At 70.2% G+C, this 13,171-nt stretch carries 10 protein-coding genes; 5 read left to right on the top strand and 5 right to left on the bottom strand.

The genetic code is table 11. From position 1 onward, the window contains the following. Window positions 1-231 precede the first annotated feature (231 nt). On the top strand, window positions 232-2,253 hold the full coding sequence (locus BIX52_RS02155) for a hydantoinase/oxoprolinase family protein (RefSeq protein ID WP_075219341.1): 2,022 nt from the start codon (window positions 232-234) through the stop codon (window positions 2,251-2,253). Continuing rightward, on the top strand, window positions 2,253-3,920 hold the full coding sequence (locus BIX52_RS02150) for a hydantoinase B/oxoprolinase family protein (protein WP_075219340.1): 1,668 nt from the start codon (window positions 2,253-2,255) through the stop codon (window positions 3,918-3,920). Before BIX52_RS02155 ends, BIX52_RS02150 begins: the two co-directional genes overlap by 1 nt. 314 nt (window positions 3,921-4,234) lie before the next feature. Here the strand turns inward: BIX52_RS02150 and BIX52_RS02145 are convergent, their stop codons facing one another. Then, the gene (locus tag BIX52_RS02145) at window positions 4,235-5,911 is read right to left on the bottom strand and encodes an acyl-CoA dehydrogenase family protein (RefSeq protein WP_083659947.1); all 1,677 of its coding nucleotides are present in this window, start codon (window positions 5,909-5,911) and stop codon (window positions 4,235-4,237) included. Between the two features lie 145 nt (window positions 5,912-6,056). Here BIX52_RS02145 and plsY point away from each other — a divergent pair, with 145 nt between their 5' ends. Continuing rightward, window positions 6,057-6,671, top strand: a complete 615-nt coding sequence (gene plsY, locus BIX52_RS02140) for a glycerol-3-phosphate 1-O-acyltransferase PlsY (protein WP_075219339.1) — start codon at window positions 6,057-6,059, stop codon at window positions 6,669-6,671. Further along, complete coding sequence (gene dprA, locus BIX52_RS02135) at window positions 6,668-7,804, top strand: DNA-processing protein DprA (RefSeq protein WP_075219338.1); 1,137 nt, start codon at window positions 6,668-6,670, stop codon at window positions 7,802-7,804. Before plsY ends, dprA begins: the two co-directional genes overlap by 4 nt. An 80-nt stretch (window positions 7,805-7,884) precedes the next feature. On the opposite strand, the gene BIX52_RS02130 is transcribed toward dprA, so the two are convergent. The 3 genes from BIX52_RS02130 to BIX52_RS02120 form a co-directional block, all read right to left on the bottom strand. Continuing rightward, complete coding sequence (locus BIX52_RS02130) at window positions 7,885-9,024, bottom strand: isocitrate/isopropylmalate dehydrogenase family protein (protein ID WP_075219337.1); 1,140 nt, start codon at window positions 9,022-9,024, stop codon at window positions 7,885-7,887. Between the two features lie 222 nt (window positions 9,025-9,246). Continuing rightward, a complete protein-coding gene (locus tag BIX52_RS02125) occupies window positions 9,247-10,041 on the bottom strand; it encodes an alpha/beta hydrolase (RefSeq protein WP_075219336.1) in 795 nt (264 codons plus the stop codon). A gap of 313 nt (window positions 10,042-10,354) precedes the next feature. Beyond that, window positions 10,355-10,648, bottom strand: a complete 294-nt coding sequence (locus BIX52_RS02120; RefSeq protein WP_075219335.1) for a DUF1244 domain-containing protein — start codon at window positions 10,646-10,648, stop codon at window positions 10,355-10,357. A gap of 309 nt (window positions 10,649-10,957) precedes the next feature. Between BIX52_RS02120 and BIX52_RS02115 the strand changes: the two genes are divergently transcribed. Further along, a complete protein-coding gene (locus tag BIX52_RS02115; protein ID WP_075219334.1) occupies window positions 10,958-11,821 on the top strand; it encodes a DMT family transporter in 864 nt (287 codons plus the stop codon). Window positions 11,822-11,888: 67 nt separating this feature from the next. On the opposite strand, the gene BIX52_RS02110 is transcribed toward BIX52_RS02115, so the two are convergent. Further along, window positions 11,889-13,115: a glycerophosphodiester phosphodiesterase family protein gene (locus BIX52_RS02110; protein ID WP_075219333.1), complete on the bottom strand. Its 1,227-nt coding sequence runs from the start codon at window positions 13,113-13,115 to the stop codon at window positions 11,889-11,891. Window positions 13,116-13,171 lie beyond the last annotated feature (56 nt).

Here is a 13,171-nt window from a genome sequence, read left to right as displayed (position 1 = left end):
TTTGCGCGACGACCGGCTCCAGCGATCAGGCTGAGGGGACCCGCTCCCCGTGAGCGTTGCGCGGCAGGCGGGACCGCCTCAATTGCGGGCAGGACGCATCGTCGCTGATCATTTGCGCTCAAACAACTTCCGCGCGCGTTGACAGCACCGCGCACCGGCGCTTCCATCGTCGTCGACGCAGCCCAGAGGGGGCCGCCGGGGACGGGGGAACGCCATGACCGAGGCAACGCAATGACGCTCAGCGTCGGGGTCGATGTCGGCGGAACCTTCACCGACTTCCTGCTGCTCGACGCCGCCGCGTCGACCTTCCGCACCGCCAAGGTCCCCACCACCACCGACGACCGCGCGCGCGGCTTCCTCGACGGGATCGACCGCCTCGCCGTCGCCCCAGGCGCCATTGACTGGCTGGTCCACGGCACCACTGCCGGAACCAACGCGGTCCTGGAACGCAAGAACGCCCCCACCGGCATCATCACCACGGCAGGCTTCCGCGACACGCTGGAACTCGGCCGCCGCACCCGGCCCAAGCCCTACGGCCTCTCCGGCAACTTCACGCCCCTCATCCCCCGCCGCCTCCGCCGCGAGGTGGCCGAAAGGATCGACGCCACCGGCGCCGTGGTGGTCCCGCTCGACGAGGCGGCCGTGGAGCGCGAGGCCCGCGCCCTGCTGGCCGAAGGGGTGGAAAGCGTCGTCGTCCATTTCATGCATTCCTACGTGAACGATGCCCACGAGGCCCGCGCCGCCGCCATCGTGCGCGCGATCTGGCCCAACGAGCACGTCGTCGCCGGGCACGAGATCATCCGCGAGGTGCGCGAGTTCGAGCGCGCCTCGACCGCCGCCATCCACGCCGGCATCGGCCCCATCGTCTCCCGCTACATCACCTCCGTCGCGAGCGAGCTGGCGGGGCGCGGATTCCGCAACGAACTCCTCGTCATGCAGGCCAACGGGGGGATGCTCGCCGCCTCCCTCGTCGCCGAGCAGGCGGTGCAGACCGTCATGAGCGGACCCGCCGCCGGGGTGCTCGCCGCCGCCGCCATCGCCGGCGCCTCAGGCCACGCCAACATCATCACCGGCGACATGGGCGGCACCTCCTTCGACGTCGCCCTGGTGGTCGGCGGCGAACCCGTCATCTCCGCCGAGAAGGACCTCGCCTACGGGGTGCCGATCCGCATTCCCATGATCGACATCCACACCGTCGGCGCCGGCGGCGGGTCGCTGGCCACCATCGACGCGGCCGGCATGCTGCGCGTCGGCCCCGAAAGCGCAGGCTCCACGCCGGGGCCCATCGGCTACGGCCGCGGCGGCACCGTCCCCACCATCACCGACGCCAACTTCCACCTCGGCCGCCTCAATCCCGGCGCCGTGACCGGGGCGGGGGAGGCACCGCTCGCCGCGGTCGAGTCCGCGCTGGACGCCCTCGGCGCGCCGCTGGGCCTCGACGCCACAGGCGCCGCCGACGCGATCGTCAAGATCGCCATCGCCGAGCTCGCCGGGGCCATCCGCCTCGTCTCCATCGAAAAGGGCCACGACCCGCGCGACTTCGCCTACATGCCCTTCGGCGGGGCCGGACCGCTCCACGCCGTCGAGATCGCCCGCGAACTCGGCATCCCGCGCATCGTCGTGCCGCGCTTCCCCGGCCTCACCTCCGCCCTCGGCTGCATCCTCGCCGATGTCCGCCACGACTTCGTGCAGACCGTCAGCACCCCCGTCGCCGCCCTTCAGCCGGGCGCGGTCGACGCAATACTCGCCGCCCAGGCCGGCGCCGGCCGCGCCCTCCTGGAGCGCGAGAAGGTCGCCGTCCGGAGGGTCGAGATCATCCACGAGGCCGACCTCCTCTACAAAGGCCAGACCCACGTCCTGCGCGTCCCCATCACCGGCGACCGCTTCGACGCCGCGGCCGTGCTCGCCGCCTTCGCGGAGGCCTACCGCACCCGCTTCGAGCTGGAATTTCCCGAGATGGTGCCCATCCTCGCCAACGTGCGCACCACCATCGTCGGCCTGCGCGAGAAGGTGGACCTCGCCGTCTTCGCCCCCTCCGGCGGCTCCATGGAAGCCGCGCACCAGGGCACCCGCCGCGCCTTCTTCGCCGGCGAATGGCACGACGCCGCCATCTACCTGCGCGAACACCTTCCCGCCGACGCGGTGATCGACGGCCCCGCCATCGTCGAGCAGGCCGACTCCACCCTGGTGCTGGACCCCGGCAGCCGCGCCACCATCGACCACGTCGGCAACATCATCGTGGAGCTTTCCTGATGGACCGCGCCGCCACCACCTCCGCCACCTCCACCTCCGGGATCGACCCGGTCACCCTCACGGTGATCGAGAAGGGGCTGCAGCAGGTCTGCTCGGAAATGGACCTCGTCCACGAGAAGACCTCCTTCTCGCCCGTCATCTCCGAGGGGCTGGACCGCTCCAACGGCATCTACCACCGCGAGGACGGGCGCATGATCGCCCAGGGCGCCATGGGGCTACCCATCTTCCTCGGCGTCATGCAGGAGACCACCCGCGCCGTCATCGCCGACCGAACCGACCTGAAGGACGGCGACGTGGTGCTGGTGAACGACCCCTACATGGGCGGCACCCACCTCATGGACGTGAAGATGGTGCGGCCCTTCTACTATCGCGGCCGCCTCTGGTGCTACCTCGCTAACACCGGCCACTGGCCCGACACCGGCGGCATGGTCCCCGGCGGGTTCAACTCCACCGCCACCGAGATCTATCAGGAGGGCCTGCGCCTTCCCCCGGTGCGCCTCGTGCGCGAGGGCGCGATGGACGAGGACATCATCCGCATCGTCCTCGCCAACGTGCGCGTGTCGTCCGAGCGGATCGGCGACATCAAGGCCCAGATCGCGGCGCTCGCCACCGGGGTGAAGCGCCTCACCGCGCTCCTCGATCGCTACGGCGAGGCCACCGTGGAGGCCGCCATCGCCGAGCTGGAGCGCCGCGGCGAAGCGCTGATGCGCGCCCACGTCGCCGCCATCCCCGACGGAACCTACAGCGCCAGCGCCTACATGGATTCCGACGGCGTGGTCGACGCGCCGCTCGAGATCGCCTGCACCGCCACCGTCGCGGGGTCGGACCTCACTCTCGACTTCGCCCGCTCCTCGCCGCCCTGCCGCGGGCCGATGAACTCGGTCTGGGCGTCCACCCTCTCGGCGGTCTATGTCGCCATCAAGCACATCTTCCCGGACCTGCCGATGAACGCCGGCTGCTTCGCCCCGCTCACCGTCACCGGCACCGAAGGGACGTTCTTGAAAGCCGAGGAGCCGCGCCCCGTTGCGGGGTGCGCGTCCGAAACCTCCCAGCGCATCGTGGAAGCGGTGTGCCTCACCTTGGCCGAGGCGATCCCCGGCAAACTCTTTGCCGCGGGCGCCGGCTCGTCCGGCAACCTGTCGCTGGGCGGCTACGACCCCGCCACCGGCCAGAACTACATCATGTACACCTTCTCGGGCGGCGGCTACGGCGGCTGGTGGGGCGGCGACGGCCTCACCAACGGCTGCTCCACCATCGGCATCTCCAAGAACCAGCCGGTCGAGATCCTGGAGCAGCGCTATCCGCTCCTGTTCGAGCGCTACAACATCCGCGAGGGGTCGGCCGGCGCCGGAGAGCACCGCGGCGGCTACGGCCTCGACTACCGCTTCCGCATGCTGCGCGGGGAGGGGAAGGCCTCGTTCCTGATGGAGCACGGCCGCTTCGGCCCCCCCGGCATCCTGGGCGGCGAGGCGGGGCTTCCCAACCGCATCCGCATCGGTCAGGCGGGGCGCGTGACCACGCCCGAGCATCTCTCCAAGGGTGAAGGCTACGTGCTCCACGAGGGCGACTGGATCGAGGTGCTGACCCCCGGCGGCGGCGGCTACGGCGACCCCTCCCGCCGCACGCCCGCCGCGCGCGCCGCCGACGACGCCTACAGGGGCGACTGATAACGCCGCGCCTTTACGGGGGGCATGTCGCGACGGGCGCGGCCTCAGCGAGGAGGGTTCCCCTCCTCGCGCTCCACTCCGCCTCGCCGGCAGGCAGCCGTTCCGTCCTGAAGAAGGACTGAAGCGTCAGCGTCAAGGCTGGGTCGGACCGTGACAGCGTCAAGCACCCGTCCTCCCCATGCTCGCCCCCAAGACGGGCTGCGCGTGGGTCCGGGCGGGTGCTTGACCCTGACCCGCTCCGAAAACGGGAAACGATCGATGGAATGGCGTCGCGGTCTGTGGCGCGGATCAGTTGGGGGGGCGCCCCGCCCGACTCAGTCTTCCGGGACGATGAAGTCGATGATCGCGGCGGCGTCGAAGCGGCCGTCCAGCGTGCCGAACCCGGCGCGGAAGCGTTCGCGCAGGCGCGTCGCGATATAGGCGTCGGCGATCACCCGCGGCAGGTTGCGCCGCATCGCCGAGGCCGCCGCCACCATCGCCAGCTGCTCGCCGAAGGCGCGCGCCAGGGTGACGTCGCCCGCCGCCCTCTCGCCCAGCTCCAGCGTGTCCTCGATCAGGTCCGCATTGGCGTTGCCGAGATCGCCGCCGAGCTCGCCCAGCGCGTCCTGCAACACCGTCTGGTCGCGGCCCACCTGGGTGGCGAGGTCCATCGCCGCCTCGCTCGCCGTCCCGTCCCAGATGGAGAGGGCGCCCATGTCCGCATGCATCCGCGCCACGGGGTGCGCGGCGTCGAACGCTGAGGCGCCGATCGCATCGGCGGCCGCCATCGTCACCTGCGGCGCAACGGTCATCGCATAAAGCCGCGCGGCGGGGGTGACGAGGCGGGCCAGAGCATGGTCGCCGTCCCGCTCGAACGCCTGGTCGAACGCGGCGGCGACGCGCATGGCGAGCGCGGTGTGGGCCGCACTCTCCAGCGCCAGATCGGCCAGAACGCGCGCATGCAGCGGGTGGTTGACGAGGAGCTTGCCGAAGGATTCGCGGTAGCGCGCGTGGTGCACCGCACGGCCAACCGCCGCGCGCATCGTCCCCGCGGCCATGATCGCGCAGTCGAGCTGCAGCAGCGTGCGCACGTCCCGCAGCACGGTGAGGCCGCGCCCCGGCTCGCCCAGGATCCGCCCCGTCGACCCGTGGAAGGCGACCGCCGCGATCGCCTGCGAGCGCAGCCCGCCCACGTCGCGCAGCGCGTCGATCTCCACCGTGCCTTCGTTCTCCGGTGCGTAGCGCGGAACGAGCGCGGCCGTCGGCCCCTCGATCGTGCGGGCGAGCACCAGTGCGGCATCGGCCGTCGGCGCGGCGACGAACCATTTGTCGCCCGTCACCCTCATGCGGTCGCCGCCGATGATCTCGCCGCGCATCGTCATCGCCGCGCGGTCGGCGCCTGTGTCGCGCTCGGTCAGCGCCAAAGTCACCGTCGCGCCGTCCTTCTCGGCCAGCGGCACGGCCTTGCGGTCATAGCGGCGGGTGGCGATCAGCGGGAACAGCTCCGCCTCGAGGTCGCTGGCATAGGCCAACGCGGCGACCGATGCATGGGTGGACGAGACCAAGGTGAGGTGGCCGCGATCACACTGCGCGGTGAGATAGAGCCCGGCGGCGCGCAGGCGGTGCTGGCGGCGGTCCTCCCCGTCCTCCCAGGCCGAGCAGGCGAGCCCCGCGGTGACGCTGCGGTTCACCAGAGCATGGAAGGCGGGGTGAAGCTCCACCTGGTCGACGCGGTAGCCGTCGAAGTCCGTACGGCGAAGCTGCGGCGGGCTGGCGCTGGCGATCCGCGCGACCTCTTGCGCTTCGGCCGAACCCCAATAGGCCCCGAGCGCCTTCAGCTTGTCCTCTGTCGCCTCGTCGAGCGTCGAATCGAGCGCCGCGGTCAGCACCGGGTCCGACGCATAGGTGTTCAGACCGGCATAGGTCTGCGGACGCACGGGAGCCGGCACGGGCTCCGCCGCGCGGCGAATGCCGACGCGCCGGTTCAGCGTGTCGTCCATCGTCTTGTGCAACGCGGCATCCCCACTAACGGACCCTCACACCCGTCCGTCGGTAAGATGTAACCGTCCCCGCCGTCAGCATCAACGGCTGACTTGCGTCCGCCTCCGCTTTCGGCCACTCATCGCCCCAATATGGTTGATAGTCCTTGGGGAGAGGATGCCGGATCCGATCAGTTGGGCCGCCGTGTGGCCGTACTTCGCCGCCGTCTTCGCCCTCAGCTACCTGTCGGGGTCGATCCCCTTCGGCCTCATCCTCACCCGCCTCGCCGGGCTGGGGGACGTGCGCAAGATCGGCTCCGGCAACATCGGCGCCACCAACGTCCTGCGCACGGGCCGCAAGGACATCGCCGCCGCCACCCTGGTGCTGGACGCGCTGAAGGGCGCCGTTCCGGTGCTCCTCGGCTGGCACTATGGCGGGGCGGATTTCGTCGTCACCGCGGCGCTGGGCGCCTTCCTCGGCCATCTCTTCCCGGTCTGGCTCGGCTTCCGCGGCGGAAAGGGCGTCGCCACCTATATCGGCGTGCTCCTGGCCGCCTCCTGGCCCACCGGCCTCGCTCTGTGCGGCATCTGGCTCACCACCGCCATCGTCACGCGCTACTCGTCGCTGTCGGCGCTCCTCGGCTCCTTGTGCGTGCCCTTCATCCTCGCCGTCCGGGGCGAGATCCAATATGCCGAAGTCTTCGGCGTCCTCACCGCGCTCCTCTGGTTCAAGCACCGCGCCAACATCGCCCGCCTCATGAAGGGTGAGGAAAGCCGGATCGGCAAGAAATGAAGCCGCCCGCCAGCCACGCCGAAGAGTTCGACTGGCTGCGCCTCATCCGCTCGGAAAATGTCGGGCCGGAGACCTTCCACACCCTGATGCGCCGCTTCGGCACCGCCGCCGCGGCCCTCGCCGCCCTGCCGGACCTCGCCGCCGCGGGGGGCCTGCGCCGCCCCATCGCCGTCGCCGAGCCGGCGCTGATCGAGCGGGAGATGGCCGCCGCCAACCGCACCGGCGCCCACTTCGTCTATTTCGGCGGCCGCGCCTACCCCGCGCTCCTGGCCGAGATCGACGGTCCGCCGCCCGTGATCGCGGTCCTCGGCGACCTGTCGCTGGCGGCGCGGCCCACCATCGGCGTCGTCGGCTCGCGCCAGGCCTCGGCCGCCGGGCGCACCATCGCCCGGACCTGGTCCGCGGAGTTCGGGCGCGAGGGGTGGACCGTCGCCTCGGGCCTGGCGCTCGGCATCGACGCCGAGGCCCACCGCGGCGCGCTCCCCACCGGCACCGTCGCCGTGGTCGCCGGCGGGGTCGACAAGCCGCGCCCCGAGGCCAACGCCGACCTCCACGCCGCAATCGCCGAGGACGGCGCCATCCTGTCCGAGATGCCGCTCGGCGTGGAACCCACGGCGCGGCTCTTCGTGCGGCGCAATCGCCTCATCGCGGGCCTCTCGCGCGGTGTCCTGGTGGTGGAGGCCGCGGCGCGCTCCGGCTCGCTCCACACCGCCAACTTCGCCGCCGCCGCAGGGCGCGACGTGTTCGCCGTGCCCGGATCGCCGCTCGACCCGCGCGCCGCCGGCTGCCTGGCGCTGCTGAAGGACGGCGCAGGCCTCGCCACCACCGCGCGCGACGTCATGGACGCGATCGGCACCACCGACGCGCCAATGCTCCCAGGTTTCGCCGAAGCGCCGGACATCTTCGACGACGCCGCCGACACGGGCGCCCGCCTGCCGCAGGAGATGCCCGCCGACGCCATCACCACCGTCGCCACCGCCCTGTCGCTGACGGCGGTGCCGCTCGACATGCTGATCCGCGCGACGGGGCTTCCGGCCGGTCTCGTCACCGCGGCGCTGGTGGAACTGGAATTGGGAGGGCAGGCCGAGCGCGAGCCGGACGGCACCATCCGCGCCGCCCTCCCGCTCACCTGAACCGCGGCGGCCGAACGTCGGCGGCTCACGCCTCCGGCTGCGCCTCTGGAGGCCGCCTCACCGCACGGCGAGCGGACCGCCTACAAAAGGGGCGGCGCCGCGGGGGTCGACACCGAAGGCGTGGTCGACTGGCGCAGATGGTCGAGCACGTGGTCCGTCACCTCGCGCACACCGGCGCTGCCGCCATGCTCGGCGGTGCGAAGGCCGCCGTCCGCGAAGGCGGCATCCACCGCGCGGTTGATCAGCATCGCCGCGTCCGTCGCCGCGGTCATGCCGTGGCGCTGGCCGAGCCAGTCCAGCATCAGCGCCGCGGAGAGGATCGCCGCCGTCGGGTTGGCCCGCCCCGTCCCCATGATGTCCGGCGCGGACCCGTGCGCCGGCTGAAACACCGCGTGCCGATCGCCGATGTCGGCGGACGGCGCATAGCCCATGCCGCCCACCAGCCCCGCCGCGAGGTCCGACAGGATGTCCCCGAACATGTTCTCGGTCACGATCACATCGAACGTCCACGGCTTGGTGACGAAGGCGAGGGCGGCCGCATCGACATAAAGATGGTGCGGCGTGACCGCGGGATAGCCTGCCGCGACCTCATCGAACACCCGCCGCATGAAGGCGAACGAGGCGAAGACGTTGGCCTTGTCCACCAGCGTCACCGCTGCGCCGGACGCGCCGTCGCCGCGGGCCCCGCGCTGGACGGCGAGGTCGAAGGCGAAGCGGCTGACCCGCAACGTCGCCTCGCGGGTGATCACCTGCGTGTCGCGCGCCCGGTCGCCCTCCACCTCGCCCTTGCCGTAGGAGGCGAAAAGCCCCTCGGTGGACTCGCGCACCAGGGCGAAGTCGATCCGCCCGGCCTCGGGATCGGCGAGCGTCGCCGGGACACCGGGGATCGCCCGCGTCGGCCGCAGCCCGGCATAAAGGTCGAAATGGATGCGCAGGGCGATCTGCGGCGTGATCTCCGTGCCGTCCGGATAGCGCACATCCGGCAGGCCCATGGCGCCGAGATAGATCGCGTCCGCCGCCTCGCACGCGCGCAGCGTCTCCTCCGGTAGCGCGCTGCCGGTGTGCTGGAAGTGCGCCGCCCCGGCGGGCTGCGCGTTCAGCACGAGCTTCGGCCCGCCGGCCGCCGCCATCGCCTCCGACGCGACGACGAGCGCGGACGGTGTCACCTCCGCGCCGATCCCGTCCCCCGCCAGAACCGCGATCTCGAATGTCGATCCCATCAGCCTCACCCGTCGCGCGGTCAGTCCCACCCCCGTCTTGCGCGGGCGCATCCGCAGATGGTGGCCTGTCCGCGCGGCTCTTGCAATCGTGCAGTGTCCTCTCCGCAATCGGCGCGCCGGCAAATCGGCGTCGGCACAGGCGGGCGAAGCGGGGCGGTCGGCGCGATAAGGGAGAAGCGAGGCGGCGGGCGTTGCGAGCGCGGCGAGGCCCGCGAGGGCGCCTCAGTGCAGCAGCGACTGCACCAGATGCGAGAGGACGGTATTGGAATCGGCAAGCTCGGCGACGATGCTGGAATGGTGATGGGCCTGCATGAATTCGATCGTCGCAGTGCGGCCCGCCTCGCTCACCGTCTCGAAGAAGCGGACCGATTGGCGCTGGAATTCCGCCGTCTCCGCCGCTCCCACCCTGATGTGAACCGGGCACGGCATGGACGCGGCCCGGAAGATCGGTGAGAACGTGGCGACCTCTTCGTCGGACAATCCGAGCTCGTCCTGGATGAACGCGAACCTCAGCGGGGCGAGGTCGTAGATCCCGCTGATCGCGACGACGTGGTCGGGCGGCCTCTCCATGCGCATCGCTGCTTCGACGGCAAGATGCGCCCCTGCCGAGTGGCCGACCACCACGAGCCGGTCACACGCCTCCCGCGCGATGGCGCATGCGGCGACCACATCGTCCACCGCCTCCTTCATCCGCACCAGCGGAACCAGCCGATAGTCGACATTGTAGAAGGTGACATTGGCGGCCGCCGCCGTTTCGGCGACGAAGGAAAAGTCGTGAGCCGCGTAGCGCCGCCAGAAGCCGCCGTGGATGTAGAGGAGCCCGTGCGACGCCCTGCCGAGCTTGGTGCGCCACAGCGCCTGCAGGTCGTCCGCCCCCGTCGGGATCCTCTCCGGCATACCAAGTGCATCCGCCTGCGCCGACAGCGCCTCGTGACGGTCTTGCCACGCGGCAAAATCGGGGATGATGGCAGCATGCTCCAGCTGTCCGTTCCAGAACTGCCGCGTTTCGCCGACCATCCCGCCTCCTCACCATATGTGAGAAAAACCTTCGAATCTTGAACGAACAAGATACGATGAAAAGGATTTCATTTCTCAAATTACGTCAGAACTCAGGCACAAGTCGAGGCAATAAGAGCATCACGAAATTGTGACTCACGCAAGATAGTACTAAAATGAACGGGTGGGATGGCAGCGATCCCTCTCATTCTTAAAACATTCTGAGGATCGCCGAGGCCATTGCACGAAGCCTAAAATCGGCGTGACATTTCGTCCGCACGCTGTCGGAAGGCGCAGCCTGCGCCTTCCTGCCGACGAGCGACCAGCCCCGGCCTCAGTGCTTCGGCACAGCCTCGAACGCGGCCTTCTGCGCGTCGCTGGATTCGGTCTGATACTTCGCCTTCCACTCCGCGTAAGGCATCCCGTACACCTCCTCTCGCGCGGCCTCCTTGTCGACCGCGATGCCGCGCGCCTCGGCCTCCTCGCCGTACCAGCGCGACAGGCAGTTGCGGCAGAACCCGGCGAGATTCATGAGGTCGATGTTCTGCACGTCCGGGCGTTCGCGCAGGTGGTTCACCAGACGGCGGAAGGCGGCGGCCTCCAGTTCGGTGCGTTCGGCGTCGGTCATGACGGCTCCCTTTTTCTCTCGCCCTTTCATATCGGTGCACCGGCTGCTAGAGAACAGGGGCCGATCCATGTGCGGCTAGGGTTCCGTTGCGCATCCGCGCAAGCTGGACCGAGCGCCGCGATGAGCCGCGGCCCGGCGCAAACCGGGCAAGCTGGCGGACACCCGAGGACGAAAAAGCCAGAGGGGATGGACAGGGCGCGATGTCGTGCGCCCGCACCACCCCACCCGTCTCGCCGCCCACGCGGCGCGGCACCCCTGGCCCGCTGCCATCTGGCTCACAGCCATTCGGCCCGTCACCTCAGGTCCTCGATGACACCTCTCGGCTTCTCCCTCGTCCTCGCCGCCGCCTTCTGCCACGCCACATGGAATTTCTGCGTCAAACGCATCAACGGCGGCCCGGCGCTGATCCTCCTCGTCAGCATCCTCTCCGTCGTCCTCTACGCGCCGCTCGCCCTCTGGAGCCTGCTGCACGGCGGCTTCACGCCCAGTGCCGAGGCGCTCGTCTTCATCGCCGGAAGCGTCGTCCTGCACCTCGGCTATTTCATGCTGCTGCAGGTCGGCTACCGCAAAGGCGACCTCTCGCTGGTCTACCCCACCGCGCGCGCCACCGGCCCGTTCCTCTCCGCCGGGTTCGCCATCCTCTTCCTCGGCGAGAACGCGTCGCCTCAGGTGCTGGCGGGCGCGGCGCTCATCATCGCGGGCGTCCTCTGCCTCACCGGCGGCGGCCGGGGAGGGGCGCGCAACGTCTCCACCTCGCTCCTCTTCGGCCTCGCGGTCGGCGGCCTCATCGGCACCTATACGGTGTGGGACGCGCATGCCGTCGCCGTCCTCGCCGTCCCGCCCATCATCATGGACTATGCGACGTGCCTCGGCCGGGTGGTGGTGCTCGGCCCCATCGCCGCGCGCGCCAGGGGGAGGGCGGAGATGGCGGATCTGTGGGCGCGCCACCGCTGGAGCGTCCTCGCCATCGCCGTCTTCACCCCGCTCGCCTACATCCTCGTCCTCACCGCGCTCACCTTCACGCCGGTGGTCTACGTCGCGCCGGTGCGCGAGGTCAGCGTCCTCCTCACCGTGCTCGCCGGGTCCATCCTGCTGCGCGAAGGCGACCTTGCGCGCCGGCTCAAATGGGCCGTCGTCATCCTCGCCGGAATGGGCCTCCTGGTGACCGCCTGACCGCAACGCAAAAAGGCCGCCCGAAGGCGGCCTCTTCCAGCACCGCCCGAAGGAGGGTGCCGCAGCCTCAGAGGCCGAAGCAGTTGGCGTAATAGGTCACCGTGGCCGGCCAGTCGGAGAACACGCCGACGACGCCGACGTCCTGCGCCAGAACGTTCAGCACGTTGTAATAGTCGGCGTCCGACGAGATCGCGTCGTTGACCGAATTATAGTACCAGCCGCCGCCGCCGGAGAGCGGGCCGGAACGCTCCAGCGACCACGTGATCAGCTTCAGCCCCGCCTCCTGCGCGGCCTTGGCATAGTCGGAGGCGACGATGTCACCCTTGCCGCCCAGCGCCACCAGCATGTTGATCGACGGCGCGAGATACTTCACCCCCGCCGCGGCGATCTCGGCCGGGCTGTTCACCCAGGTCGACGGGTCGTCATGGCGCCAGTCGTCCGCCGGCTCCACCAGGAAGACGGCCTGCTCGGCGAACTCGCCGCCGTTCGCCACCCAATACTTCACCACATCGTAGTTGAAGGACTGCGGGAAGACGTCCGAGGCGGGGATGCCCGCCGCCGTGTACTCGTCCAGAAGCTGCTGGGCGTAGTCGTCCATGGTGTAGCCGTCGAACGGCATCTCCACCGCAGGATCCTTCAGCTCCGGCGTGAACTTGGTGCCGAGCGACTTGAACAGCGCGATCGACTGCTTGTGCGTCATCAGCTCGGCGCCGTCGTTGAACAGCGTCGTGCGCCAGGTCGGCATCCCGCCCTGATAGGCCTCGGCGGTCTCGGCCGTCTTGTCGAAGGAATCCATCTTCGGCGTCAGCGTCAGATATTCGTCGAGGGTGAGGTCGGACGTGCGGCACTCGGCGGCGGCGGGCTTGCCGTCGGCGGCGGCGCTGAACGGCGTGGTGCACTTGTCCGCCAGATCCGTCACCAGGATATTGGTGGTGGTATGCAGGTCATTCTGGGCGTGACGGCAGACGAGCTCCTTGTCCTTCGTGAAGGCGACGTCACACTCCAAGATGCCCGCGCCCTGACGCGCCGCGGCGAGGTTGGACTGAACGCTGTGCTCGGGGAACTGCAGCGGCGCGCCGCGGTGGCCGATCGAGAAGGTGGTCGCCTTCGGGGTCTGGCCGGTGCAGGAGAGAAGCTTCTCCTTCAGCGGGCCGTCGGCGAGCTTGTCGATCAGCGCGAACGGGCGCACGCCATAGGTCAGCGGCTCGGCCGCATCGGCGGCCGTGGCGATCCCCGGAACCGGGGCGACGAGGGGAAGTAGCGCGACGGCCGCGCCGAGTGCGAGACGGATCATAAAGGCCTCCAACAAGGTGGCCCGTCTCTAGCGGCTCCTCCATGTCGCCCCGCCGA

Origin of the sequence: Acuticoccus yangtzensis (assembly GCF_001927245.1) — a bacterium.
GTDB classification, from domain to species: domain Bacteria; phylum Pseudomonadota; class Alphaproteobacteria; order Rhizobiales; family Amorphaceae; genus Acuticoccus; species Acuticoccus yangtzensis.
This window is presented reverse-complemented; position numbering and strand designations above follow the sequence as displayed.

Excerpts from the sequence above, each read along its gene's own strand:
- plsY (WP_075219339.1), top strand. The coding sequence starts at position 6,057 with ATGCCGGATCCGATCAGTTGGGCCGCCGTGTGGCCGTACTTCGCCGCC.
- BIX52_RS02155 (WP_075219341.1), top strand. The coding sequence starts at position 232 with ATGACGCTCAGCGTCGGGGTCGATGTCGGCGGAACCTTCACCGACTTC.
- BIX52_RS02115 (WP_075219334.1), top strand. The coding sequence starts at position 10,958 with ATGACACCTCTCGGCTTCTCCCTCGTCCTCGCCGCCGCCTTCTGCCAC.
- BIX52_RS02150 (WP_075219340.1), top strand. The coding sequence starts at position 2,253 with ATGGACCGCGCCGCCACCACCTCCGCCACCTCCACCTCCGGGATCGAC.
- BIX52_RS02120 (WP_075219335.1), bottom strand. The coding sequence starts at position 10,648 with ATGACCGACGCCGAACGCACCGAACTGGAGGCCGCCGCCTTCCGCCGT.
- BIX52_RS02125 (WP_075219336.1), bottom strand. The coding sequence starts at position 10,041 with ATGGTCGGCGAAACGCGGCAGTTCTGGAACGGACAGCTGGAGCATGCT.
- BIX52_RS02130 (WP_075219337.1), bottom strand. The coding sequence starts at position 9,024 with ATGGGATCGACATTCGAGATCGCGGTTCTGGCGGGGGACGGGATCGGC.
- BIX52_RS02110 (WP_075219333.1), bottom strand. The coding sequence starts at position 13,115 with ATGATCCGTCTCGCACTCGGCGCGGCCGTCGCGCTACTTCCCCTCGTC.
- dprA (WP_075219338.1), top strand. The coding sequence starts at position 6,668 with ATGAAGCCGCCCGCCAGCCACGCCGAAGAGTTCGACTGGCTGCGCCTC.